The following is a 20,038-nucleotide window of genomic DNA, read 5'->3' as shown; positions in this document are numbered from 1 at the left end:
AGCGCGCCTCCCGGAGCCTTAGCGATACGAAAGCAACAGCTGGCCCAGCAGCTTGTCCCAGCCCCCGACCAGAATAAAGACCAGCAGCTTGAACGGCATGGAGATGGTCATCGGCGACACCATCATCATCCCCATGGCCAGCAGGATATTGGAGACGATGAGATCGATGGCGATAAAGGGCAAAAACAGCAGCAGGCCTATCTGAAACGCCTCCACCAGCTGGCTGACGGCAAACGCCGGCATCAGTAATAGCAGCGAGTCATCGCTGATCTGCTCCCGAACGGAGGCGGGCCAGCTCTTTGTCGCCACCTGGCGAAAGAAGTGCAGCTGCGTCGCGGAGGTGTGCTGGCGCAGAAACTGACGGTATGGGTCGAGCGTATTGTCGGACAGCCGCGCCAGCAGCGTGGTCTGCGCCTCCGCGGGCGCATCGGCCAGCCGCGCCTGCACGGCGGTGCCGACCGGCGTCATGATGAACAGCGTCAGGATCAGCGCCAGCCCATACAGCGCAATGTTCGGGGGGATCTGCTGTATTCCCAGCGCATTACGCAGCAGGGCAAACACAACGGACAGCTTTAAAAACGATGTACCCATTACGATCAGCAGCGGTAACAGCGAGAGGGTAACCAGAAGCGCGATCAGTTCCGCCGGTTGTTCTGTCAGAGACATGATGGGTTCTCCTCTAGGATCTGCCGACAGTGTTCCCCACTTCCACGCCGACGCCCATCGGGTAAAGACCTGACCTGCATGGAAAACCCAGGGCTAACGCGACATCAGGTATTCACCCTATGCCCTCCTGAACACGGCTCCGCCATGATGAGTACGCATCACGATCGCGGAGGATATTCATGGACCTACAGTGGCAACGGCAAACCGAACTTTGGCTACGACTGATGGGCGCCGGCCCACAGCCGCCGACGAGCAGCCTGACCCTGGACAGGGATCGCGACCGTATCTTTCTGGAGCAGGATCAGGGGCGGGCGCGCCTGACGCTAGCGCGCCGCCTACCGGTGCCGCAGCGGCAGTCGACGCTGCTACGCCTGCTGCAGCTCTTGCAGCCCGAGGCCGGCGGCGGGATCCCGCTGCGAGCCTGGCTGGCGGGCGATGCGCTGTGGATTTCAGCGGCGGCACCGCCGGACAGCGGCGCCGAACAGTGGCGTGAGCTGGCGCGCCGTCAACGGCGCCTGCTCGATCGCGTGATGGAGAATCCCCATGAAAACGGTCAATAGCTGGCTACACAAACTCACCGCGCGCCAGGATATCATTCTGGCGGCCATGCTGTTGCTGGCCGTTTTCATGATGATCATTCCCCTGCCGACGCCCCTGATAGACATCCTGATCGCCATCAACCTCACGCTGTCGATCACCCTGCTGATGATGGCGGTCTACATTCGGGAACCCATGGAGTTCTCCGCCTTTCCCTCCGTCCTGCTCATCACCACGCTGTATCGTCTGGCGCTGACCATCAGCACCAGCCGCCTGATTCTGCTGCAGCACGATGCCGGCGAGATCGTCTATACGTTTGGCAACTTTGCCGTCGGGGGCAATCTGGCCGTCGGCCTCATCGTGTTCGCCATCATTACCGTCGTGCAGTTTATCGTGATTACCAAAGGCTCTGAGCGCGTGGCCGAGGTCAGCGCCCGCTTCTCCCTCGACGCGATGCCGGGCAAACAGATGAGCATCGACGGCGATATGCGCGCCGGGATCATCGACGCGACAGAGGCTCGGCGCCAGCGGGCCCTGGTGCAAAAAGAGAGCCAGCTCTATGGCGCGATGGATGGCGCGATGAAGTTTGTCAAAGGGGACGCCATCGCCTCGATCATCGTCATACTGGTCAATATTGTCGGGGGGATCTGCGTCGGCGTGTTTATGCATGAGATGAGCGCGGGCGATGCGGCGGCAACCTACGCCATCCTGTCCGTCGGCGATGGCCTGATTGCCCAGATCCCGGCGCTGCTCATTTCGATCGCCGCCGGGATCATCGTCACCCGGGTGCCGGGCGAAAACCGACGTAACCTCGCCAGCGAACTCACCGAGCAGATCCTGCGCCAGCGCCAGGCGCTGTGGATCGTTGCCGCGGTGCTGGCCCTGTTTGCCGCCCTGCCCGGCTTTCCTACCCTGATCTTCATCGGCCTGGGCGCGGGGCTGGCCGCTATCGCATACTCGCTGAGGCGCAAAGAGCGGCAGCGCTCCCCGCTCGCCGCCGGCCACTCCGCGAGCGACCACGACGAGAGCGGACAGGAGGGCGCGCCGCTGCTCATCGGCGCGACGCCGCTCGCGCTACGCCTGCCCGACGCGCTGGCCCGCGATCCCACCCTCGCCCAGGCGCTGGCCACGCTGCGGGCGGAAAAGCTGGAGCTGGCGGGGCTGCCGCTGCCGGAGATTCAGATCCAGCCAGATAGCAGCCTGGGCCCGGATCAGTTTACCCTGCTGCTGTATCAAGAGCCGGTGCTCTCGATGACCCTTCCCCACCTCGCCCTGCTCGATCTTGCCGCGCCGACGCTGCGCCAGGTCGACCACCGGGAGACGCTCCCCTTCGGCGGGATCACCCTGCAGTGGATAGCTCAGGAGCAGGCCGAAGGCAGCGCCGCCATCGGCGTCAACCGCTATCAGGGCAATGCCCGGATTGCCTATCTCGTCTCGCTGGCGCTGGATCGCTACGGCGCCGAGTTCATCGGCGTCCAGGAGGCCCGCTACCTCATGGACCAGATGGAGCAGCGCTACGGCGAACTGGTCAAAGAGCTGCAGCGTCAGCTGCCGGTCGCCCGGGTCGCCGATGTGCTGCAGCGCCTGGTCGCGGAGAGCGTCTCCATCCGCGATCTGCGCGCCATCTTCGAGGCGCTGGTCGAGTGGGCGCCGCGGGAAAAAGATCCCGTGATGTTGGCCGAATATGCTCGGCTGGCCCTACGCCGCCACATTATCGGGCGCCAGCGCCACGGCCAGCCCTGGGTCAAGGCCTGGCTTATCGGCAGCCATATTGAGCAGAAGGTGCGCGAGTCTGTCCGCCAGACCTCTGCGGGCTCCTACTCCGCGCTCTCGCAGCAGGAGAATCAGGCGATCCTGACCGAGATCCACGCGGCGCTGGAGCGCAGCGGCGCCGTCAACACGGCCATCGTGACCGCGATCGATATCCGTCGCTTTATCCGTAAGCTGATCGAACGCGAGCTGTTCACCACCGCCGTGCTCTCGTTTCAGGAGCTGGACGATGAGGCGGAGCTCAAGGTGTTAGGACACATTGAGCTAATAGGAGACACCCATGCGGCTGCCTGATGCTCAGAAAATTCTCGATCGGCTCGACTGTCCCACCCTGCCGTCGGTGACGGACGTGCGCCTGGAGGGGCGCCTGCTCACCGTCGGCGCGACATTACTGCGCGCCCATCTGCCGGGGGTCGGGCTTGGCGAACAGTGCACCCTGCCCGACGGGAGCCCGGCGGAGGTGGTCGCGATTGAGGGCGATCAGGCGTTGCTCTCGCCCTACCACGCACCGCTGGGTCTCGCCAACGGTATGCTGGTGACGCCCAGCGGCGCGCAGGCCCGCATCGGCGTCGGCGAGGCGCTGCTGGGGCGGGTCATCGATGCGCTGGGGCAACCGATGGACGGGTGCGCACCGCCGCAGGCCGCACAGTGGCGATCGCTGGAAAGCCCCGCGCCGGACCCCATGCAGCGGGCGCCGATCGATACCCTGCTGCCGATGGGCGTTCGCGCCATCGATGCCGCGCTCAGCGTCGGCGTCGGCCAGCGCCTGGGCATCTTCTCTCCGGCCGGCTGCGGTAAGAGCACCCTGCTCGGCATGCTGGCCGCCCATAGCCAGGTCGACGTCGTCGTGTTGGCGCTGATCGGGGAGCGGGGACGCGAGGTGCGGGAGTTTATCGAACAGATCATGTCCCCCGAACTGCGCGCCCGGAGCGTGGTCATCCTGGCGACCTCGGATCGGCCGGCGTTGGAGCGGATCAAGGCCGCCGATACCGCGACCGTCATCGCTGAATATTTTCGCGATCGCGGGCACCACGTGCTGCTGCTGGTCGATTCGCTGACCCGCTACGCGCGCGCGATCCGCGAAATCGCGCTGGCCGCCGGCGAGCCGATGGTCAGCGGCGGCTATCCCCCCAGCCTCTACGCCCGCCTGCCCCGGCTGCTGGAGCGGGCGGGGCCCGCCGCCTGCGGCAGCATTACGGCGTTCTATACCGTACTGGTAGAGCAAAAGAGCGACCCGCTGGCCGAAGAGGTCCGCTCGCTGCTTGACGGGCATATCGTACTCTCCCGCCGCCTGGCCGAAGCCAGCCACTACCCCGCCATTGATATTCTGGCCAGCATCAGCCGGGTGATGTCGCAGGTCGTCACGCCGCAGCACCGTCAGGCGGCAAACCGCCTGCGTCACCTTCTGGCGACCTGGCAAGAGATCGCGCTGCTGGTGCGGGTGGGCGAATACCGAGCGGGACAGGATGCCGACGCGGATGACGCGATGGCCCGCCGGGAGGCCATCGCCAGTCTGCTGTGCCAGCAGACCGATGAACGCTGCCCGCTGAGCGCCACCCTCAGCGCACTGTACAGCGCCGTAGGCCAGCCATGCTGACGCAGCTACGCGATATCAAGCGGCTGCGCGAACGCGGCCTGCGCAGCACGCTGGCCCAGCTGGCCGATGAGGCTGACGGCGTACGGCGACGACAGCAGCAGCTCCAAACGCGGCTATCCGCGCTGCAGATCCGCTGGCACACCCTGAACCAGCAGAGCGGCTGCCTGGATCATGTGGCGCTGGGACGCCTGCGCAGCGCCCAGTCGGCCATGGAGAGCGAATCACAGCGGCTGCGCCATGAGCTGGACGCGCTGGCCGCGGAGCAGGGACGCATCAGCCAGCTGCGCGGTGAACACGAGACGCAGCTGCGCCTCAACCTACGCGAACAGGAAAAACTGAAACTGCTGGAGGAGAGCGAATGATTACGCCATCGTATGGCCCCACGTCCGGCCACGCCCCGACCCCGGATCGCGACGGGCGCCGCCCCCGGCGCGACGTCGACGCCGATCGTGACGCCGAGCGTTTCCGTCAGCTGCTGGCGCAGCCAACGCCCCAGCCCCTCCCCGATTGCGCCGCCGACGATGCGACGCCCCCGGAAGGGGCAGAGCATCGCGCGCCGCGCGGCGACATGCCGCAGGCGCTCCCGCGCCCCGTCCCCCTGCCGCTCTCCGCGGAGGGGCTACAGCTGCGGGCGGCGAGCGGCCCGCTCGCCGGGCTGATGGTGACCGCGGGGTGGCACGGCGGACGGCTGATCCTGCGCCTGTCGGCCCCCTCCGGCGCCCTGCGCGATCGGCTGGCGCAGACCGACAATACGCTCGGCGCCACGCTCTCCGACCTGCTGGGGATCCCCGTAACCGTGGAGACAGCCTATGAACCTTGCCCCCCCCTTTAGCAGTGAGTCGCTGTTTTTTCTCAGCCGCCTCGACGCCAGCGCGGAGATAAACGGCCTCCGGATCCAGGCCGATCGGCACCAGCCCTCGGGATCGGGCCTATGCCTGGAGAGCCGCTGTGACGATCTCGCCATCGCGCTGTGGGTCGGCGCGGAGTGGAGTGGCTGGCTGGCGCCGCAGCTGGCGGCCCCCTCCCTGGCGCACATTGAGCCCGATCTCCACCCGGCGGTGGCGGGCTGGCTGCTTTCACCGCTGAATGCGTGGCTGCAAGCGGCGTCGCTCCCCGAATTGGCGTCGCCAACCCTGCATCAGGCCGAGGCGCCAAAGTGCTGCTGGCGACTTACCTTTACCCGCGCCGACGCCCGCCTGTCGCTCTATATGACGCAGATCGCGCCCGCGCTGTTGACGCGCTGGCTGGCCGCGCTGACGCCGCCGGCAGAGCGGGAGCATACGCTGCCGTTAGTCCTCGGCTGGTGCTGGCTGGCGGCGGAAGAGGCGGCCAAGATCGCCCCCGGAGATGCGCTGCCGCTGCAGGGGATGGCGCCCCAGCCCGACTGCTTCTGGCTCTCCTCTCCCGATAGCCCCGAGCAGCTGCGCCTCAACGACGCGGAGAGCGGCGTCGTCGTGCGGGCAGCCCTGCCCACGGTCGCGCTCGCGGCCGCCGACGAGATCTGTCTCCTGGCCGAGGCCGGCCGCGTCAGCCTCAGCGCGCAGAGCCTCGGAGAATGGGCGCCCGGACTGGAGACGCCGCTCAACGCCTATGCCTACCCGCGCCTGCAGCTCTCCCTGCGCGGAGCCCCATGGGCAGAGGGGACGCTACTGCGGCTGGACGATGGCTGGGCCGTGCGGATCACCCGCCGGATTCCGGCCTCCCCCGTGGCGCGCGAGGAGTAACCCCGGCGCGGGCGACGCCTCGCCGCGCGGGGAAACGGCGCCTCGGCGCCCGAGCAAGCACCCGATAGCCGCCGGTCCAGGCCGGCGGCGCGGCCCCGCCATGGCCCGAACACCCGAGAAAAACCAACGTAACTTCAGGTAATTACCCGATATCTTTCGCGCGGGTTCAGCACCCAGAATGGGCCGGGGAAAAAGAGTTCGTCTCCCGATAACCAAACAGCAAACGTTATGCAGCTTCTCGAAAGTTCGCCCGCTAACGGCGTTCTAGCATCACCTCATCGGTAGTCAATAGGAGGTTTCACTATGAGCCAACACGCCATCCATCCCCTTTTGCAACTGATGCAAGACCTGCAGCGGCGCCAGCGCAAGCTGGGCGAGCAGATCGACGCCTTTCACACGTTACAGCAAGAGATCGCCACGCTCCACGAGCGCGCCCCCCACGACCCGCAGGCCCGTCAGCGGCTTGAGCGATTCAGTCACGCGATGCGGGAAGAGATAGCCCCGCTGCGTCAGCGGCTCGACGACAATATCAGCCGCCTGCAAACGCACTTTTCCGCCCTTGGCGCCACCCTGAGACAGGGCGGCGGCCAGGCGTCGCCGCCCCCCGACGGCGCCGGTCATTCCCCGACGATCGGGCATGACTTCATCTAACTCCATCCCTCAGAGGAGAGCACTATGACTGTCAATACAGACTACCACGGCGGTGTAAACCACGTCGGCGCCAACGGCTACGACAACAACCTGGATCGCATGGCGGGTCAGGGCGATAGCATCATGTCCGACGGGATCAGCGTGCTGTACCAGTTCATGACGCTATTCACCGATCTGGCGCAGGGAAAATATGACCAGATGAAGGCCAAGGCCGACCGAGCCAGAAACTCCCAGCAGGTGGCTAATCAGATCGACGCCATCATCGCCAAGTTCAAGAAAGCGGGCGATAAGGGCGATCTTCCGCCTGAAGTACTCAAATACCTGCGCGATCACAACATCAACATCACGGTACAAGACGACGGTAAAAACGCCACCAGCGACATCGACCAATACCTGAAAAGCATCGGCCACCCTGATGGCAAGGGGCTGGATAAAGGGGAGCTCGACGTGATTAAGGGCGCGCTGGAGACCGACTCGGGGCGCAGCTCCGACTTTGTCACCCAGGCGCAGCTGCAGATCCAGAAGACCATGCAGTCCTATAACGTCTGCGTCAGCCTCATCAACAGCATGCAGACGCTGCTGGCCGAGATGAACAAATCCATCGCCCAGAATATCCGCTAAGGAGGCCACGATGACCGAGCAGGACGATCTCGCTACGCTGCATGGTTTTTTCAACCAGGGCGGCACACTACAGGCGCTGATGGATATCGCCCCCGACGATCTCGACCATGTCTACAGCTATGCCTGCCAGCTCTTCGACGCAGAGGACTACGCCGGCGCCAAACGCTTTTACCTGCTGCTGGCCCGCCTCTCCCACTGGCAATACGAGTACTGGCTCTCCCTGGGGCTGTGCTGTCAGCGTCTGGAGGAGCACGATCAGGCCGTCTTCTGCTTCGGTCAGGCCGGCCTGCTGCGGTTGGACGACCCCCAGCCGGCCTATCTGGCCGGCCTTAGCTACCGACAGATGGGTCAGACGGCGCTGGCAGGTAAGGCCTTCAGCGCGGCGTTGAAATGGTGCGCCGCCAAGCCGCAGTACCAGGCGATCAAGGGGGAAATACTGCGTCAGTTCACACCGGTGACCGAGGAGACACAGCCATGAACAATATCACTGAGACCCGCTATACCACGCCGCCGCTGGGCGGCAGCGGTCAGAACGACAGCGTGCAGTCGCAGCACGATCACCCACAGATTGGCGCGGGCGCGCTGGATCCGCTGCGTCCGCCCCCTCAGCGTCAGCAGGATCACGATCCTAAGCGCGAGTTTCATCGCCCGCCTGCGCCCCGTCAGCCCGTGACGCTGCGCCTCGCAGAGGGCGCACTGAACCGCATTCTGGACATCTTTGGCCCCCGCGTCGACGGCAAGCCGCTGACGGTCAGCGATATCGAGCGCACGCCGATGGAGGCGATGACGCTGGCCGCCTCTCTGCTGGGGGTCAAGGCGCTCGGCGACAACGCCAATCTCAAAGCGCTGGCCATGGAGATCCGCACCCACGGCGCCGAAAATCTGCGTCTGCGCCAGAATGAAGATCTGCGTAAACAGGTGGAGAAATCCATCGAGGATCAGGCTAAGGCGCAGAAAGCAGGGATTTTCTCCGCCATCGTCGACTGGATCGTCTCTATTGCCGAGGTGGTCAGCGGCATTGGCAAAATCTTAATCGGCGACTTTGCCGGCGGCGCCATGGACGTGGCGGCGGGATGCGCCGGGCTGGTGAAAGCCGCCTGCGAGACCCTGGCGCTGATCGATAAGGACAATGCGGAAAAGTACCAGTCTATCGCCGACGTCGCCGGAAAGGTGCAGCTGGCCTTCGAGATCGCCGGCATGGCCGTCGATCTGGTCAGCGTCGGGCGCGGAGTCATGGCGAGCAAGTCCATCGCCAAAGCGACGGAAACCGTCATGGAGGGGGCGGCGGGCGAAGCGCTACATACCGCCGTGACCCAGGGCAGCGAGACCGCGATAAAGACCGCGGCCTCGGAAATTGGCAAGCAGGTTGCCGAACAGGTCGCCGATCAGGTCACCCGTACGCTGGCCGAGCAGAGCGGTCGCTTCCTGGGCCAGGGACATCTCCTGGAGGCGTTCAGCAAGCAGGCTATTGAGCAAATGGTCACGCGGGCGGTCGAGGCCGCCGCGAAAAAGGCGCTCCAATCCGGCGTCGAAATGTCGGCCAAGGAGCTGAGCAAGCAGGTCGTTAAAGAGGTGCAGCGCGAGGTCATCAAGGCCATCGTCGGCGCCTGTATCGACAGCGTGGCCAACAATGCGAAGTCGACCACCCGTAGCACCCTGCAGGGCGTTAACGGCGTCTACCAGGGCGTTATCACCAAGGAGCGGGCCGATCTCCAGAAGGTCATCCAGCAGCTGATCAATGAGACCGATTTTATGCAGTTCATGCTGGAGGAGTTTGAAAAAATCAAAAAACGCGCCAAAGAGGATATCGGCAGCCTAATGGACGGCGCGGGCAAAGCCCTCTCCGCGGCGGCGGATGCCCAGCAAAAGAGCGGCGCCATGCTCAGCAACATCGCCGCCAATATCGCCTAAACCAAGGAGCAGACTATGACGACTATCGACAGCGGCAGCCACGGTGTTAACGGCATTACCCCACCGGACGGCCATCGTTACGTTTCACAGGATCGCGGCGGCGACGCCATCGGCCAGCTGAATGAGCTGATGGTTCAGCTTGGAGAGCTGTTTGGGAAGCTGCGCGATGTGCTGCGCCAGTATCAACAGACACAGCAAAGCAACGCGTTCAAGATGCAAAAAACAGCGTATGACACCCGCGTGGACGCCATCGATAAAGACTTTCAGGCCAAGCAGGCCCAGGCTATCGCGCAAATCCTCGGCGGCATCGCCCAGACCGTTGGCGGGGCGTTCGGAGAAGAGGCGCATACCATTAGCAACGGCGTTAACAGCATGACGCAGGGGATTGTCGGCGTCGGCTATGTCAATGACATGTCGCGTCAGTCGCAGGAGGAGCAGGCGCTGTCCGAATATCAGCACGGCCTGGCCGAGCAGCAGCTTAAGCGGGCGGATGAAACGCTGGAAAAGGCGCTCAAGATCTCCGGCGATCTGCGCGAGATACTGACCACCCTGAATCAGGCCCACGAACGTATCGCCAGCAGCGTACGCATGTCCTGAAGGAGGCACGATGGATGACGTCAGCCGTTTCATGATAGCAGAGGGGCTACGCCCGGCGCCGGCGCACTTCCTGGAGAGCGAGTTTCTCATGGGACAGCGCATCGAAACCCCGCGTTTTTACCTCACCTATCGGCAGGAGGGAGAGCGTCTGATCCTCTGTGACTTTACCGCCCGCAATGACGATGGACAGGCCGTTATCGCCCTGATGGGACTCCTGCGCCGCCTCATCGGCGCGCTGCCCCTGCTGCGCTATATCGATGCCATGATCCTGCCCGCGCCCCACGATCGGGCGCTGGATAGGATGCGACGACGCCTGACGGATGTGATGCTGGCGGAAGGCGCACAGCCCCTACGTCTGGATGATGCGCTGTGGCTGCGCTATTGCTGCCGCTAACCGCCACCTCAACGCCGACCGGCGCGCTGTTGCAGAGGCGCTCGGCCGGCGCCCCGACGGCGCGATGCCAAAAGCCAAAGCCGCCCCGCTTTTCCAAAGCCCCGGGGCGCACGCCCTGATAATGTAATAATATATCATATCATTTGGAGACCCCCATGACGTCCGCACCGCTCTCCACCCAGGCTGAAAACGTGGCGCGTCGCTGTCTGGCGCTGCTGGAGGGGAGGGAAACACAGCGCCCCCTCAGCGGCGCCAGTCAGGATGAAATGGAGGCCGGCTACGCGCGCGGCTGCCAGGCCCTGAACGACGGCGATCTTCGCGAGGCGACGGCCACATTCGCGTTTCTCGCCCTACAGCAGCCGCTGGAGCGACGCTTCACCTTCGCGTTTGCCTGCGCGCTGCAGCAGCAGCAGGAGTATCGCCAGGCGCTGACCCTCTTTAGCTACGCCCTCGCGCTGCGGGCGAACGATCCCTTTACCCCGTTTCACATGGCGGAGTGCCTGTTCGCGCTGAGGGAGCCGGACGCCGCCATGGATGCCTTGGATGCCACGATTGCGCTGTGCTATGGCCAGGCCGACGGCAACCCAGGCTATACACTGCTGCGCCAGCGGGCACAGGATCTGCTGGATACGCTTAATCAACCCTAAGGAGCCTATGATGATCAACGGCGTTTTCACCGATGCACCGCTGCCACCCACCGCGGCGCCGGGGCCTTGCCCCGCGCCAAGCCGCAGGGAGATCGGCACCCAGTGCGACCTGCTGGGCATAGAGGCGCCGCGCAGCCGAGCGCCGGGGGCCTCAGCGCCCCTGGACCAGCTCAGGGCACAGGCGCAGGAGGCCGAGCAAAAGGCCAAGGCCTGCGGCGTCGATATGGCGAAACGCAGCTTTGTCGCCAAAGTGCTCACCCTGGTCGCGGCCAGCGCCGTGCTGATCACCGCCGCACTGATCACCGGGCTCACCGCCGGCGCCGGCGTCCCCCTGCTGGCGCTGGCCAGCATCGGGTTCACCATCGCCGTCGGCGACGTCGCCTGCGCGGCCTATGACTGGAACCACAAAAAAAATGGCGGCGAGGGGCTCGCCATGGGCAGCGACGCTATCGGCAACGCGATCCACTGGCTGGGAAAAGTCAGCGGCGCCAGCGACGAAAGGGCCCGCCAGGTCGCCGCCTATGGCTCGCTGCTGGCGCGCAGCGCCATTACCGTCAGCACCGTCGCCGTCAGCGGATTCCTTCCCGTCGCCGCCCCCCTCGCCCTGCAGACCACGATCCCGGCGCTGACCTTGGGCAGAACGATGATAGAGATCAGCGCGAGCGCGATTAAAACCAATGAGACGCACCATGGCATCGTTCAGCGCGGCCATGAGATCAACGCCGGCAGGGCCTGGGGCCGCGTAGAGATAGCCCAGAGCGAACCGACGGTCGATCGCGATGCCGATGAACGGCGGATCGCGGCGCAGCTGGCGACGCTGGAGAAAACCCGCGCGTTTCTCATTCAAACCCTCCGCCAAAACGGCGTCGAGTCTGCGCCACCGGCGCGACGCTACAGCTTTGCCTGACCCCCTCCTCCCATACCGGCGGCGCCCCTGCGGCCGGTATGCCCGCGCGCCGCTCGCACATCAATTCAGGTATGCACCCGATACGCAGCGGGGCGCCGCCGCTTTACCCTAATGACATGAACAGAAAACTGAATCCCCGCCAGGCGCTGCAGCAGCTGGCAATGTACCTCAACCAGGCCGACTGGTCCCAGGGGCAGCAGAGCCTCACCGGCACCCTGCAGGATCGGCGTCTGAAAGGACGCTATTTTGCCAGCGGTATGTGCGTGGCGATAACGATCGCGTGGCCGCTGGCGCAGGCCAGTCAGGCGTGCCTGCTGCTGGCGGCGAGCCCGGAAACGCTGGACGATGCGCTCTACGTTGAACAGGAGCAGTTCTGGCTCCTGCGCCGCTATCCGCCGGCGCTGACGGAGGCCGAGCTCGATCTTTTGCTGCAGCAGCAGCTGGCGATGGCGGGGCTACTGGCGCCCGCGGTTCGGGATACGCATCCCGAAAGCCCGTTCATTGGGAGGTATGCATGAGAATTCTCGTTCTGCTGCTCTTACTCTGCGGTGGGTTTTCCGCCCCCAGCCTGGCTCAGCCCATCCCCTGGCGCGGCGCCCCCTTTTTCGTCTCCAGCCAGAGCGCCACGCTGGCCTCGGTGCTGCGCGATCTCGGCGCCAACTCCGGCGTGCCGGTGGTGGTGAGCCCCCGCATCACGGAGTCCTACGCCGGCGAGCTTCGCGATACGCCGCGCGGCACGATACTGGCCGAGCTAAGCCGGCTGTACCAACTGTTGCCCTACTACGATGGCAATACGCTGTATATCTATAAGGCGCAGGAGATGGAGCAGGCCACGCTGGCGCCCAGCTATCTGGCGGGATCCGTGCTCAAGCGCCTATTACAGCGCAGCGGGCTGCTGGACGGCTATGCCTGCCAGGTCCGCCAGGTCGCCAGCGCCAACGCCCTACAGGTCAACGGTGTTCCCGCCTGTCTCAGCCAGGTAACGACCCTGGCCAAACAGCTGGACGAGCAGGATCTTAACCTGGAGCAAAACCGTGAAACCGTCGCCGTGTTCCCGCTCAAGTATGCCAACGCCAGCGACACCAGCTACGCCTACCGCAACCAGAGCGTCGTCGTCCCAGGGCTGGTATCGGTACTGCGTGAGATGGCGCAGGGGCACGCCATGCCGCTGCCCGACAGCAAGAGCGGCACGCCCCCCAGCAATAGCAGCGGCCTGCCCACCTTCTCGGCTGATCTGCGCCAAAACGCGGTATTAATCCGCGATCGCAAGCAGAATATGGCGCTCTACCGCCAGCTTATCCAACAGCTCGACAAACGCCCGACCCTGATTGAGATCTCCGTGACCATCATCGACGTGGATGCCGGGGATATCAACGAACTGGGCATTGACTGGTCCGCCTCCGCGCGCATCGGCGGCGGTCAGGTCAGCTTCAACAACAGCGGCGGGCTCAACGCCGACAGCTTCTCCTCGCTGATCGCCAACTCCGGCAGCTTTATGGTGCGCCTCTCCGCCCTGGAGCAGCAGTCCAAGGCCAAGATCGTTTCACGCCCCTCCGTCGTCACGCTGGACAATGTGCAGGCGGTGCTGGATCGCAGCATCACGTTCTATACCAAGCTCAGAAGCGAGAAGAACCCCAAGCTGGAGGCGATTACCGCGGGGGCCCTGATGCGCGTTACGCCGCGCCTGATCCGGGAGCGCGGCGGGAATAAGATATTGCTGATCCTCAATATCGAGGATGGACGTCAGGGGGCGCCGCTCAGCCAGGCGGAGTCCCTGCCCCAGGTGCAAAACGCGGAGATCGCCACCCAGGCGACGCTAAATCTAGGGCAGGCCCTGCTGCTGGGGGGCTTTGTACAGAATGAAAACACGCAGGGCGTCCGCAAAATTCCGCTGCTGGGCGACATTCCCCTGATCGGCGGGCTGTTCCGCAGCACCGATAGCAAGGTACACAGCGTTGTACGTCTGTTCCTGATTAAAGCCGAGCCCCGCCAGATGTGAGGTAACTATGGAGACCTGCTTCAAGCTTACGTTGCTCAATGGCCCCCTGCGGGGACAGGCGCTGCGGCTGCCCGCAGGCGAGTTTACCCTTGGCGAACGCGAAGAGAGCGATCTGCACCTGGCGCTGGAAAGCGGCGGCAGCGCCTCACTATCGGTCAGCGCCCAGGGCGTCAGCCTCGCTACCCCTACCGCCTGCTGGGTTGGCGGCCGCCCCTGGCACGGCGATCGCCTGCCGTTAAATCAGGGGATCGATCTCGCCGGGATCCACTTTGCGCTGACCGACGGCGCTAGCGATACGCCGCTGCCGCAGATAGCCAAACGCCGCACCGGGCGCCGCACCACGCTGCTGTATCTCCTTCTCGGCGCGCTGCTGCCGACGCTTGGGATCATCGGTCTCCTTTGGCCCAGCGCGGCGCCGACGCCCCCCTCCCCGCGCGCATGGCTGCCGCAGGCGCTGCAAAATGAGCCGGGGCTACAGGCCATCTGGCAAAGCAGCGGAGATCTGCTGCTGCGCGGCCACTGTCAGGAGAGCGGGCGGCTGGCGGCGCTGCGTCAGCGACTGCAGGCCAGCGGCATCCATCTGCAGCAGGAGGCCGTCTGCAACGATACGCTGCGCCAGGCGCTGCGGGCGCTGCTGAACAGCTATGGCTACCAAAATATGATCATCACGCTGCAGGATAACGGCGACGCCGCCATCGACGGCGATTTTCAGGGCAATAGCGCGCCCCTGGCCCAGGCGCTGGATCGGCTGCCGGGGCTGGGACGCTGGCAGTTTACGGACAGCGGCGCCCAGACCCTGTCCAGGCTGATCAATGCCCTGCGCGCGGAGGGGCTGCTGGAGGGCATCAGCGCGCGGCGCACCGAGCACGCCTGGCTGCTGTCGGGACACCTTGCGCCGCCGCAGCAGGCGCGCCTGAACCATTTACTCCAGCGCCTCGGCCAGCAGGGCGAGGGCGATACGCTGCCCCTGCGCTTTATCGGTATGGCGGGAGCGTTCGACGCCGAGGATCTCCTGCCCGCGCCGATCGCGGGCGTCGGCGGCGCCGACAACGCCCTGTACCTGCAGCTGAGCAACGGCATGCGGCTGCTCCCCGGCGCACCGCTCAGCCAAGGCATGCGCATCGTCCAGATTACGGCCAGCGGCGTCTCGCTGGCGGGTCGACTGCGCCTTATTTTTATCCCCCTACACTCCCGTTGAGAGGCTCCCTATGCCCACCCTAACGCATCTTGAAGATTCGCTGCGCCACGATCCGCGCGGACACCAGCGCCAACGCCTGATCGACTGCCTGAATGAGGCCGCGCGGCGTTTGGCCCTTGAGCTGCGCCAGCCGCACAGCGCCGACGAGTACGCCCGCCTGGAGCGTCAGCGTCAGTCGTGTCTGGCCGCGGTACGCGTCATCGACACCCTGTGGACGCTGCACCAAGGCACCTGATTGCCGCGAACTCAGGTGATGACCCGATAGGGGAAATTTACCCGGTCGCTATGATGGCCTTAGTACCTCAGTCAGGAGCACCTCATGCCCAATTTGCATCTACTGCTCGTCACCGGTCCAGACAACATCGCGCTCCTGCCGGAGCCCGGCGCGCTGCTGATCGCTGACTCGCGTCCTCCCGGCATCGCGTCGACCCGGCATACTCGGCTATTTAGCTATCCGTGTAATCTGCTGCACGGCATATGCCGCGATTTGCAGCACCTGATGTACAGCGGCCCGGCCCCCGTCGCGCCCCCTCAGCCGCTCCCCATCGCCATGGCGCCGGGCCTGCTGAAAACGCTGCTGCGGCTCGCGGATGCCGACGATGAAACCATGCTCAGGCTGGTCTTGGCCTACAGCCTGACCCTGGAGTGTCAACGGACCTCCACCCTGCTGCGATCGCTGTTAACCGCCGATGCCGACCTGTTCGACACGCTCTACCGCCATCGGCTCGAACCCTGGCCGGTCGCGCGCTACGCCGATCTCTTCGGCCTGTCGCAGCGTAAGTTCAACCAGCTGTTCAACGACAAGTTCGGCATGGCGCCGAAACGCTGGCTACTGCGCCAGCGTCTGGGCCATGCCCGCCAGCTACTCGAAACCACCTCTAAAAAGGTGATCGACGTCGCGCTGGAGTCCGGATTCTGTAACGCCGCCCACTTCTCTGACTGCTTTCGGCGTCACTTTAGTCAGTCACCGAGCGAAGTGCGTCGGGCCAGCCTTCACCACCGCGCCGGCTAAACACGGTAAGGAGCCTATATGAACATTGAGGATATCGTCTCTCAGCTGGGCAATCAGGTTTCCCGCATGTCTAACGATGCGCACTCGGTCATCACCTCTGGCAATGTCAACAACGATCCGCAGGCCATGCTGAAAGCCCAGTTTGCCATGCAGCAGTACTCCGTCATGATCGGCTACCAAAGCTCGGTCATGAAAACCGTCAAAGACATGATGATGAGCATCATCAGCAAAATAGGGTAATGCCATGGATACGCTGTCAGTTCCTCGCCTCGTCGTAGAGGCGGGCTTTGCCGCCGTTAACTGCGGGATGCGGGCCGAAATGCACGACATTCTCAATGCGCTGCCCGACTGGCTCGATGATCCCGACCAGGTTACCCGCTGCGAAGCCATTCTGCTCTTCGGACTGGGGCGCCAGCGGGCGGCCGCGGCCCGTCTGGCGATGTTACCGCCGGACGACTGCCTGCCGCTGCGCGCGCTGTTAACCCCCACCACTCAGGAGAAAACGCGATGAATGTTGATGCCCTTAACGCGATTGGACAGGCGCTCACCGGCGGAACACCCGAGGTGAACGATCCGGTCCCCCTGCCCGCTCAGCAGCGCTTTGCCGCCCTGATGAACGCGCCGCAGGCCGGCGATTCGCCGGATGCCCTGCTGGCGATCCAGGGCACCCTGAATGAGCTGGCCGTCGGGGTCGACCTGACCGCCAAGGTCGCGGGTTCCGTGGCCCAATCCATCAATAAGCTGGTGAATCTGTCATGAAAATTATTCCCTGGATACTGATCTTCGGCCTGCTGCCCCTGCTGAGCGGATGCAAAAGCGAGCTGTACAGCAAGCTGGATGAAAAAGAGGCGAATCAGATGATGGCCCTGCTGATCTACAACAACATTCCAGCCGATAAGCGGGTGGAGAAAGAGGGGGTGACCCTGCTGGTCGAGCGGGAGCGCTTTGTCGATGCCGTCGAGGTGCTCCGCCAAAACGGCCTGCCGCGCCGTAAAACCGTCACCATGCAGGAGCTATTTCCCAGCGGACAGCTGGTTACCTCCCCCGAGCAGGAGGAAGCCAAACTCAACTACCTTAAAAGCCAGCAAATTGAAAAGATGCTTGGTAGCATGGATGGCGTCATTAATGCCGAAGTCTCGGTAGCCGAGCCGCGCGTCATCGTCGGCGAGGCGCCGCCCCAGGCCTCCGCGGCGGTCTTCATTAAATACAGCCCCGAAATCAATCTCCCCGCCCGAGAGGCGGAGATCCGAGCCCTCATCCACAACGGTATTCCTGGGCTCGCGCCGGATCGCATCAGCGTGACCCTGCAGCGGGCCGAATACCGCTATCAGCCCCCGACCATCGCCGCGGCAGAGGATCATAAAATCACGCTGTATGGCCACCCGCTGCCCCGAGAGGCGCTGGTCGCCGCGGCCTGCACCCTCCTGTTTGGCCTGCTCATTAGCCTGTTCCTGTGGCTGAGACGTCCAGGGAGGAGTACGTCATGACCCCCGCCCGGCAGCATCTGTATCAGATCTGGCACCAGCCTGGGCACATCATCGATCCGGCATGGTGGGGGGCGCTAGGGCTGCACTGCTGGCAGTCGATCTACCGTGACAGCCCGCTGGCGCGGCCGGCGCTCGATACGCTGCTACGCCAGCGGCTGGGGCAAAACGGCCTGCCGCCCGCGCTGACCCCGCTATCCAGCGATCTGCTGTCCAGCGCCGAGCGCCGCGCGACGCTGCTGCTGGCCATGGGGCTCTGGGCCCTGGAGGCCGGGGGACTGCTGCTGCTCAAGCCGTACCGAGAAACGCTCTCCGACGCGTTGGATCCGCTCAGCATCGGGCAGCTACAGGTGCTGCTGCCCTATGGCGCCGCGCCAGAGAGCCTACCGCCCGCGTCACTGTGTCAGCGGGCGAGGGAGCTCGGTATCGCCTGGCTGAGTCAGGCGCCGGATCCTGCGCTGCGCGCCTGCCGACTCTACGCCCCCCCGTCGCAGGGCGCGGCCCCCGCGGGATCGCCCATCCCTATACTGCAAAAGCTGGCGAGGTGGCTATGAACAATCCGCTGCACCTTCCGTTTACCACCCTACCCGGTGCCCTGCCGAGCCACGGATACCTCACGGCCCAGCGCCTGCGTGAGCGGGAGGAGGCGCAGTGCGCCATCGCCGCATCGCTGCGCCAGGCCGAAGCGCACGCCAGTGCGATACGGGCCGCGGCCGACGATCTTCTGACCCAGGCCAAAGCGCAGGCGCAGCAGATCCGGGAGCAGGCGCAGCGGGAGGGGGAGCGCTCGGCCCAGCAAAAGCAGGAGGAGGCCATCGCCGCCGCCGTACAGTGGCTGTGTCACGAGCAGGAGCTGGAGCAGCATCTGGCCGACCAGCTAGCGCAGCGCTGGCGTCAGCTGACGGCGCAGGCCATCGAGGAGCTCTTGGGTAAACAGGACCAAAATGCGCTGCTCATCCGGAGAATCAATCAGCTCGTCATTCATCGCTTCGCCCAGGGACGCCTCACCCTGAGCGTACCGCCCTCGGCCATGACGCACGCCCAGGCCGCCTGGGCCGACAGCCCACGGATCGCCGTCACCGCCGATCCCACCCTGCAGGAGGGGCAGGCGCGGCTGGATGACGGGCTGCTGCGCATTCACTTGGATAGCCAGGCCCAGCAGTCGCGCCTGCTGCAGCTGCTCAGGGATAGCGCCTGCGGGAGGCAATATGCTTAACATTCACTCCGCCTCGCTGGCCCCCACCGATCGGCAGACGATCGTACCGCACGCCGCGCCAGGCCCGGAGAACGGCGCATCCGTCATCGCACAGGCGATGGTGGAGCTGAGCGAAAGTCAGAGCGATGCCTTAGAAGAGACCCAGGAGGATCTGAGCTTTGCGCTGGGGGGACGCCTGCGCGAGCTGCGCAACGGCAAAGAGCATGACTCAAGCAGCCGTGATCGGGTGCTCATGCACAAGCTGGTGGCGGAGGTGGCCATGATTGCGGAGGAGGATCTCAGCGATCTGAACGACGACAGCGCCTGGCAGCACGCGCCTCAGCTACTGAGCGCCCTACAGGCGCAGTATCCGGCGCCCGGCGCGGCCGCCCTGCATCTGGCCGCCTGGCTGGCCCACCGCCAGCCGGGTGCCAGACTGCGCAGCAGAATGGAGGCGGCGCTGGCCAGCCTGATGGCAGACGATCAAACGGCCATCGCGCTGTTTGCCACGCTGGAGTTCGGCGCCGTAACGCCGGGCCTGCGCCAAGAGCTGCTCCAGCTCTATCACCGTGCGCTGGCCCCGCGCCGCCAGATCTCCCAGTGGCTGAACCTGTTAGGAGAGCGCCAGCAGCGCCACAAAAAAATACGCGCCATGCTACACCTCTTAGCCTATGCGCTTTCCGCTAGCGGCCAGCCGATCGTCGGCAGCCATCTGGCCGCCGTCATTGACGATCTGCGCCAGCTGCTGCGTCTGCTCGGCCTGGAGGATTATTGCGATCGCGCCGCCGCGGCGCTGGGCATGCCGGCCATTAGCGGCGAAGGCCTCATGCTGCTCGTGGTGCAGCTGATCGAGCAGATCTGGCTTAACGCCGATACCCTGGCCGAAATGTTACCGCCGCAGGCCGAGCTGGATCGCTATCGCCTCCTGCAATCGCTGGGTAAACTGATACAGCTGCTGCCGGACGCATGCTTTAACGACGCGGACCATCGTCTGCAGCTCGATGACGCCATTCATAACCTTAGCGATAGTATCGTCTCCTGATCTATTTTTATCTCCCTGGACGACACTCTGCCACACGGCAATATCGCCGACATCGTTGATATCCGCATCGAAAATCATCGCGCCGC

General features: G+C 64.7%; 27 protein-coding genes. 26 read left to right on the top strand and 1 reads right to left on the bottom strand.

Going from position 1 to position 20,038, the window contains the following annotated elements; all coding sequences use genetic code 11:
• Positions 1-18: 18 nt before the first annotated feature.
• Entirely contained in the window at positions 19-666 is a 648-nt protein-coding gene (sctR, locus tag L1P05_RS04360; RefSeq protein WP_012847745.1) for a type III secretion system export apparatus subunit SctR, read from the bottom strand.
• Between the two features lie 179 nt (positions 667-845).
• On the opposite strand from sctR, the gene L1P05_RS04355 reads away from it, so the two are divergent.
• From L1P05_RS04355 to L1P05_RS04230, 26 genes are all read left to right on the top strand, one after another.
• Positions 846-1,226 (top strand): type III secretion protein, encoded by a 381-nt coding sequence (locus L1P05_RS04355; protein ID WP_012847744.1) that lies wholly within the window; start codon positions 846-848, stop codon positions 1,224-1,226.
• The gene (locus tag L1P05_RS04350; protein ID WP_012847743.1) at positions 1,210-3,267 is read left to right on the top strand and encodes an EscV/YscV/HrcV family type III secretion system export apparatus protein; all 2,058 of its coding nucleotides are present in this window, start codon (positions 1,210-1,212) and stop codon (positions 3,265-3,267) included. The genes L1P05_RS04355 and L1P05_RS04350 overlap by 17 nt, the downstream gene beginning before the upstream one ends.
• Complete coding sequence (locus tag L1P05_RS04345; protein WP_012847742.1) at positions 3,254-4,570, top strand: FliI/YscN family ATPase; 1,317 nt, start codon at positions 3,254-3,256, stop codon at positions 4,568-4,570. Before L1P05_RS04350 ends, L1P05_RS04345 begins: the two co-directional genes overlap by 14 nt.
• Entirely contained in the window at positions 4,564-4,932 is a 369-nt protein-coding gene (locus L1P05_RS04340) for a hypothetical protein (RefSeq protein WP_012847741.1), read from the top strand. The genes L1P05_RS04345 and L1P05_RS04340 overlap by 7 nt, the downstream gene beginning before the upstream one ends.
• Positions 4,929-5,402 (top strand): hypothetical protein, encoded by a 474-nt coding sequence (locus L1P05_RS04335; RefSeq protein WP_012847740.1) that lies wholly within the window; start codon positions 4,929-4,931, stop codon positions 5,400-5,402. Before L1P05_RS04340 ends, L1P05_RS04335 begins: the two co-directional genes overlap by 4 nt.
• On the top strand, positions 5,380-6,294 hold the full coding sequence (locus tag L1P05_RS04330; protein WP_012847739.1) for a translocation protein in type III secretion: 915 nt from the start codon (positions 5,380-5,382) through the stop codon (positions 6,292-6,294). The genes L1P05_RS04335 and L1P05_RS04330 overlap by 23 nt, the downstream gene beginning before the upstream one ends.
• A gap of 303 nt (positions 6,295-6,597) precedes the next feature.
• Entirely contained in the window at positions 6,598-6,945 is a 348-nt protein-coding gene (locus L1P05_RS04325) for a hypothetical protein (RefSeq protein WP_012847738.1), read from the top strand.
• 24 nt (positions 6,946-6,969) lie between these two features.
• The gene (gene sseB, locus L1P05_RS04320; protein ID WP_012847737.1) at positions 6,970-7,566 is read left to right on the top strand and encodes a type III secretion system translocon protein SseB; all 597 of its coding nucleotides are present in this window, start codon (positions 6,970-6,972) and stop codon (positions 7,564-7,566) included.
• A 10-nt stretch (positions 7,567-7,576) separates the two neighbouring features.
• Positions 7,577-8,044 carry a SycD/LcrH family type III secretion system chaperone gene (locus tag L1P05_RS04315; protein ID WP_012847736.1) on the top strand — a complete coding sequence of 156 codons (468 nt, stop codon included), beginning with the start codon at positions 7,577-7,579 and terminating at the stop codon, positions 8,042-8,044.
• A complete protein-coding gene (locus L1P05_RS04310) occupies positions 8,041-9,477 on the top strand; it encodes a type III secretion system translocon protein (RefSeq protein ID WP_012847735.1) in 1,437 nt (478 codons plus the stop codon). Before L1P05_RS04315 ends, L1P05_RS04310 begins: the two co-directional genes overlap by 4 nt.
• A gap of 15 nt (positions 9,478-9,492) precedes the next feature.
• The gene (gene sseD / locus L1P05_RS04305) at positions 9,493-10,074 is read left to right on the top strand and encodes a type III secretion system translocon protein SseD (RefSeq protein ID WP_012847734.1); all 582 of its coding nucleotides are present in this window, start codon (positions 9,493-9,495) and stop codon (positions 10,072-10,074) included.
• 10 nt (positions 10,075-10,084) lie between these two features.
• On the top strand, positions 10,085-10,468 hold the full coding sequence (gene sseE, locus L1P05_RS04300; RefSeq protein WP_012847733.1) for a type III secretion system effector protein SseE: 384 nt from the start codon (positions 10,085-10,087) through the stop codon (positions 10,466-10,468).
• Between the two features lie 155 nt (positions 10,469-10,623).
• Positions 10,624-11,115, top strand: coding sequence for a tetratricopeptide repeat protein (locus L1P05_RS04295; protein ID WP_012847732.1), 492 nt, complete (start codon positions 10,624-10,626; stop codon positions 11,113-11,115).
• Positions 11,116-11,125: 10 nt separating this feature from the next.
• The gene (locus L1P05_RS04290; RefSeq protein ID WP_012847731.1) at positions 11,126-12,022 is read left to right on the top strand and encodes a hypothetical protein; all 897 of its coding nucleotides are present in this window, start codon (positions 11,126-11,128) and stop codon (positions 12,020-12,022) included.
• 116 nt (positions 12,023-12,138) lie between these two features.
• Positions 12,139-12,540 (top strand): hypothetical protein, encoded by a 402-nt coding sequence (locus tag L1P05_RS04285; protein ID WP_034168276.1) that lies wholly within the window; start codon positions 12,139-12,141, stop codon positions 12,538-12,540.
• The gene (locus L1P05_RS04280) at positions 12,537-14,021 is read left to right on the top strand and encodes an EscC/YscC/HrcC family type III secretion system outer membrane ring protein (RefSeq protein WP_012847729.1); all 1,485 of its coding nucleotides are present in this window, start codon (positions 12,537-12,539) and stop codon (positions 14,019-14,021) included. Before L1P05_RS04285 ends, L1P05_RS04280 begins: the two co-directional genes overlap by 4 nt.
• A gap of 7 nt (positions 14,022-14,028) precedes the next feature.
• Positions 14,029-15,219, top strand: coding sequence for a type III secretion system inner membrane ring subunit SctD (gene sctD, locus L1P05_RS04275; protein WP_012847728.1), 1,191 nt, complete (start codon positions 14,029-14,031; stop codon positions 15,217-15,219).
• A gap of 10 nt (positions 15,220-15,229) precedes the next feature.
• Complete coding sequence (locus L1P05_RS04270; protein WP_012847727.1) at positions 15,230-15,454, top strand: EscE/YscE/SsaE family type III secretion system needle protein co-chaperone; 225 nt, start codon at positions 15,230-15,232, stop codon at positions 15,452-15,454.
• A gap of 84 nt (positions 15,455-15,538) precedes the next feature.
• Positions 15,539-16,231, top strand: a complete 693-nt coding sequence (locus tag L1P05_RS04265; protein ID WP_012847726.1) for a helix-turn-helix domain-containing protein — start codon at positions 15,539-15,541, stop codon at positions 16,229-16,231.
• An 18-nt stretch (positions 16,232-16,249) separates the two neighbouring features.
• On the top strand, positions 16,250-16,471 hold the full coding sequence (sctF, locus tag L1P05_RS04260) for a type III secretion system needle filament subunit SctF (protein WP_012847725.1): 222 nt from the start codon (positions 16,250-16,252) through the stop codon (positions 16,469-16,471).
• 4 nt (positions 16,472-16,475) lie between these two features.
• Positions 16,476-16,742: an EscG/YscG/SsaH family type III secretion system needle protein co-chaperone gene (locus L1P05_RS04255; protein ID WP_015461061.1), complete on the top strand. Its 267-nt coding sequence runs from the start codon at positions 16,476-16,478 to the stop codon at positions 16,740-16,742.
• Positions 16,739-16,990, top strand: coding sequence for a type III secretion system inner rod subunit SctI (gene sctI / locus L1P05_RS04250; protein WP_012847723.1), 252 nt, complete (start codon positions 16,739-16,741; stop codon positions 16,988-16,990). Before L1P05_RS04255 ends, sctI begins: the two co-directional genes overlap by 4 nt.
• Positions 16,987-17,718 (top strand): type III secretion system inner membrane ring lipoprotein SctJ, encoded by a 732-nt coding sequence (gene sctJ, locus L1P05_RS04245; RefSeq protein ID WP_012847722.1) that lies wholly within the window; start codon positions 16,987-16,989, stop codon positions 17,716-17,718. The genes sctI and sctJ overlap by 4 nt, the downstream gene beginning before the upstream one ends.
• Positions 17,715-18,269 carry a type III secretion system domain-containing protein gene (locus L1P05_RS04240; RefSeq protein WP_012847721.1) on the top strand — a complete coding sequence of 185 codons (555 nt, stop codon included), beginning with the start codon at positions 17,715-17,717 and terminating at the stop codon, positions 18,267-18,269. The genes sctJ and L1P05_RS04240 overlap by 4 nt, the downstream gene beginning before the upstream one ends.
• Positions 18,266-18,931, top strand: coding sequence for a type III secretion protein (locus L1P05_RS04235; protein WP_012847720.1), 666 nt, complete (start codon positions 18,266-18,268; stop codon positions 18,929-18,931). The genes L1P05_RS04240 and L1P05_RS04235 overlap by 4 nt, the downstream gene beginning before the upstream one ends.
• Complete coding sequence (locus tag L1P05_RS04230) at positions 18,924-19,952, top strand: TyeA family type III secretion system gatekeeper subunit (protein WP_012847719.1); 1,029 nt, start codon at positions 18,924-18,926, stop codon at positions 19,950-19,952. Before L1P05_RS04235 ends, L1P05_RS04230 begins: the two co-directional genes overlap by 8 nt.
• The last annotated feature ends 86 nt before the right edge of the window (positions 19,953-20,038 follow it).

Origin of the sequence: Edwardsiella piscicida, assembly GCF_021733145.1 — a bacterium.
Taxonomy (GTDB): Bacteria; Pseudomonadota; Gammaproteobacteria; order Enterobacterales; family Enterobacteriaceae; genus Edwardsiella; species Edwardsiella piscicida.
Note: the sequence above shows the minus strand (reverse complement) of the source record. Positions and strands in the feature narration are given on the sequence as shown.

Bases quoted from the DNA above. Each gene is read 5' to 3' on its own strand.
- L1P05_RS04270 (WP_012847727.1), top strand. From the start codon at position 15,230: ATGCCCACCCTAACGCATCTTGAAGATTCGCTGCGCCACGATCCGCGC.
- L1P05_RS04335 (WP_012847740.1), top strand. From the start codon at position 4,929: ATGATTACGCCATCGTATGGCCCCACGTCCGGCCACGCCCCGACCCCG.
- L1P05_RS04255 (WP_015461061.1), top strand. From the start codon at position 16,476: ATGGATACGCTGTCAGTTCCTCGCCTCGTCGTAGAGGCGGGCTTTGCC.
- L1P05_RS04315 (WP_012847736.1), top strand. From the start codon at position 7,577: ATGACCGAGCAGGACGATCTCGCTACGCTGCATGGTTTTTTCAACCAG.
- L1P05_RS04330 (WP_012847739.1), top strand. From the start codon at position 5,380: ATGAACCTTGCCCCCCCCTTTAGCAGTGAGTCGCTGTTTTTTCTCAGC.
- L1P05_RS04265 (WP_012847726.1), top strand. From the start codon at position 15,539: ATGCCCAATTTGCATCTACTGCTCGTCACCGGTCCAGACAACATCGCG.
- L1P05_RS04290 (WP_012847731.1), top strand. From the start codon at position 11,126: ATGATCAACGGCGTTTTCACCGATGCACCGCTGCCACCCACCGCGGCG.
- sctR (WP_012847745.1), bottom strand. From the start codon at position 666: ATGTCTCTGACAGAACAACCGGCGGAACTGATCGCGCTTCTGGTTACC.
- L1P05_RS04280 (WP_012847729.1), top strand. From the start codon at position 12,537: ATGAGAATTCTCGTTCTGCTGCTCTTACTCTGCGGTGGGTTTTCCGCC.
- L1P05_RS04240 (WP_012847721.1), top strand. From the start codon at position 17,715: ATGACCCCCGCCCGGCAGCATCTGTATCAGATCTGGCACCAGCCTGGG.
- sctJ (WP_012847722.1), top strand. From the start codon at position 16,987: ATGAAAATTATTCCCTGGATACTGATCTTCGGCCTGCTGCCCCTGCTG.
- sseB (WP_012847737.1), top strand. From the start codon at position 6,970: ATGACTGTCAATACAGACTACCACGGCGGTGTAAACCACGTCGGCGCC.
- L1P05_RS04285 (WP_034168276.1), top strand. From the start codon at position 12,139: ATGAACAGAAAACTGAATCCCCGCCAGGCGCTGCAGCAGCTGGCAATG.
- sctF (WP_012847725.1), top strand. From the start codon at position 16,250: ATGAACATTGAGGATATCGTCTCTCAGCTGGGCAATCAGGTTTCCCGC.
- sseE (WP_012847733.1), top strand. From the start codon at position 10,085: ATGGATGACGTCAGCCGTTTCATGATAGCAGAGGGGCTACGCCCGGCG.
- L1P05_RS04350 (WP_012847743.1), top strand. From the start codon at position 1,210: ATGAAAACGGTCAATAGCTGGCTACACAAACTCACCGCGCGCCAGGAT.
- sctD (WP_012847728.1), top strand. From the start codon at position 14,029: ATGGAGACCTGCTTCAAGCTTACGTTGCTCAATGGCCCCCTGCGGGGA.
- sctI (WP_012847723.1), top strand. From the start codon at position 16,739: ATGAATGTTGATGCCCTTAACGCGATTGGACAGGCGCTCACCGGCGGA.
- L1P05_RS04310 (WP_012847735.1), top strand. From the start codon at position 8,041: ATGAACAATATCACTGAGACCCGCTATACCACGCCGCCGCTGGGCGGC.
- L1P05_RS04340 (WP_012847741.1), top strand. From the start codon at position 4,564: ATGCTGACGCAGCTACGCGATATCAAGCGGCTGCGCGAACGCGGCCTG.
- L1P05_RS04355 (WP_012847744.1), top strand. From the start codon at position 846: ATGGACCTACAGTGGCAACGGCAAACCGAACTTTGGCTACGACTGATG.
- L1P05_RS04230 (WP_012847719.1), top strand. From the start codon at position 18,924: ATGCTTAACATTCACTCCGCCTCGCTGGCCCCCACCGATCGGCAGACG.
- L1P05_RS04325 (WP_012847738.1), top strand. From the start codon at position 6,598: ATGAGCCAACACGCCATCCATCCCCTTTTGCAACTGATGCAAGACCTG.
- L1P05_RS04345 (WP_012847742.1), top strand. From the start codon at position 3,254: ATGCGGCTGCCTGATGCTCAGAAAATTCTCGATCGGCTCGACTGTCCC.
- L1P05_RS04235 (WP_012847720.1), top strand. From the start codon at position 18,266: ATGAACAATCCGCTGCACCTTCCGTTTACCACCCTACCCGGTGCCCTG.
- sseD (WP_012847734.1), top strand. From the start codon at position 9,493: ATGACGACTATCGACAGCGGCAGCCACGGTGTTAACGGCATTACCCCA.
- L1P05_RS04295 (WP_012847732.1), top strand. From the start codon at position 10,624: ATGACGTCCGCACCGCTCTCCACCCAGGCTGAAAACGTGGCGCGTCGC.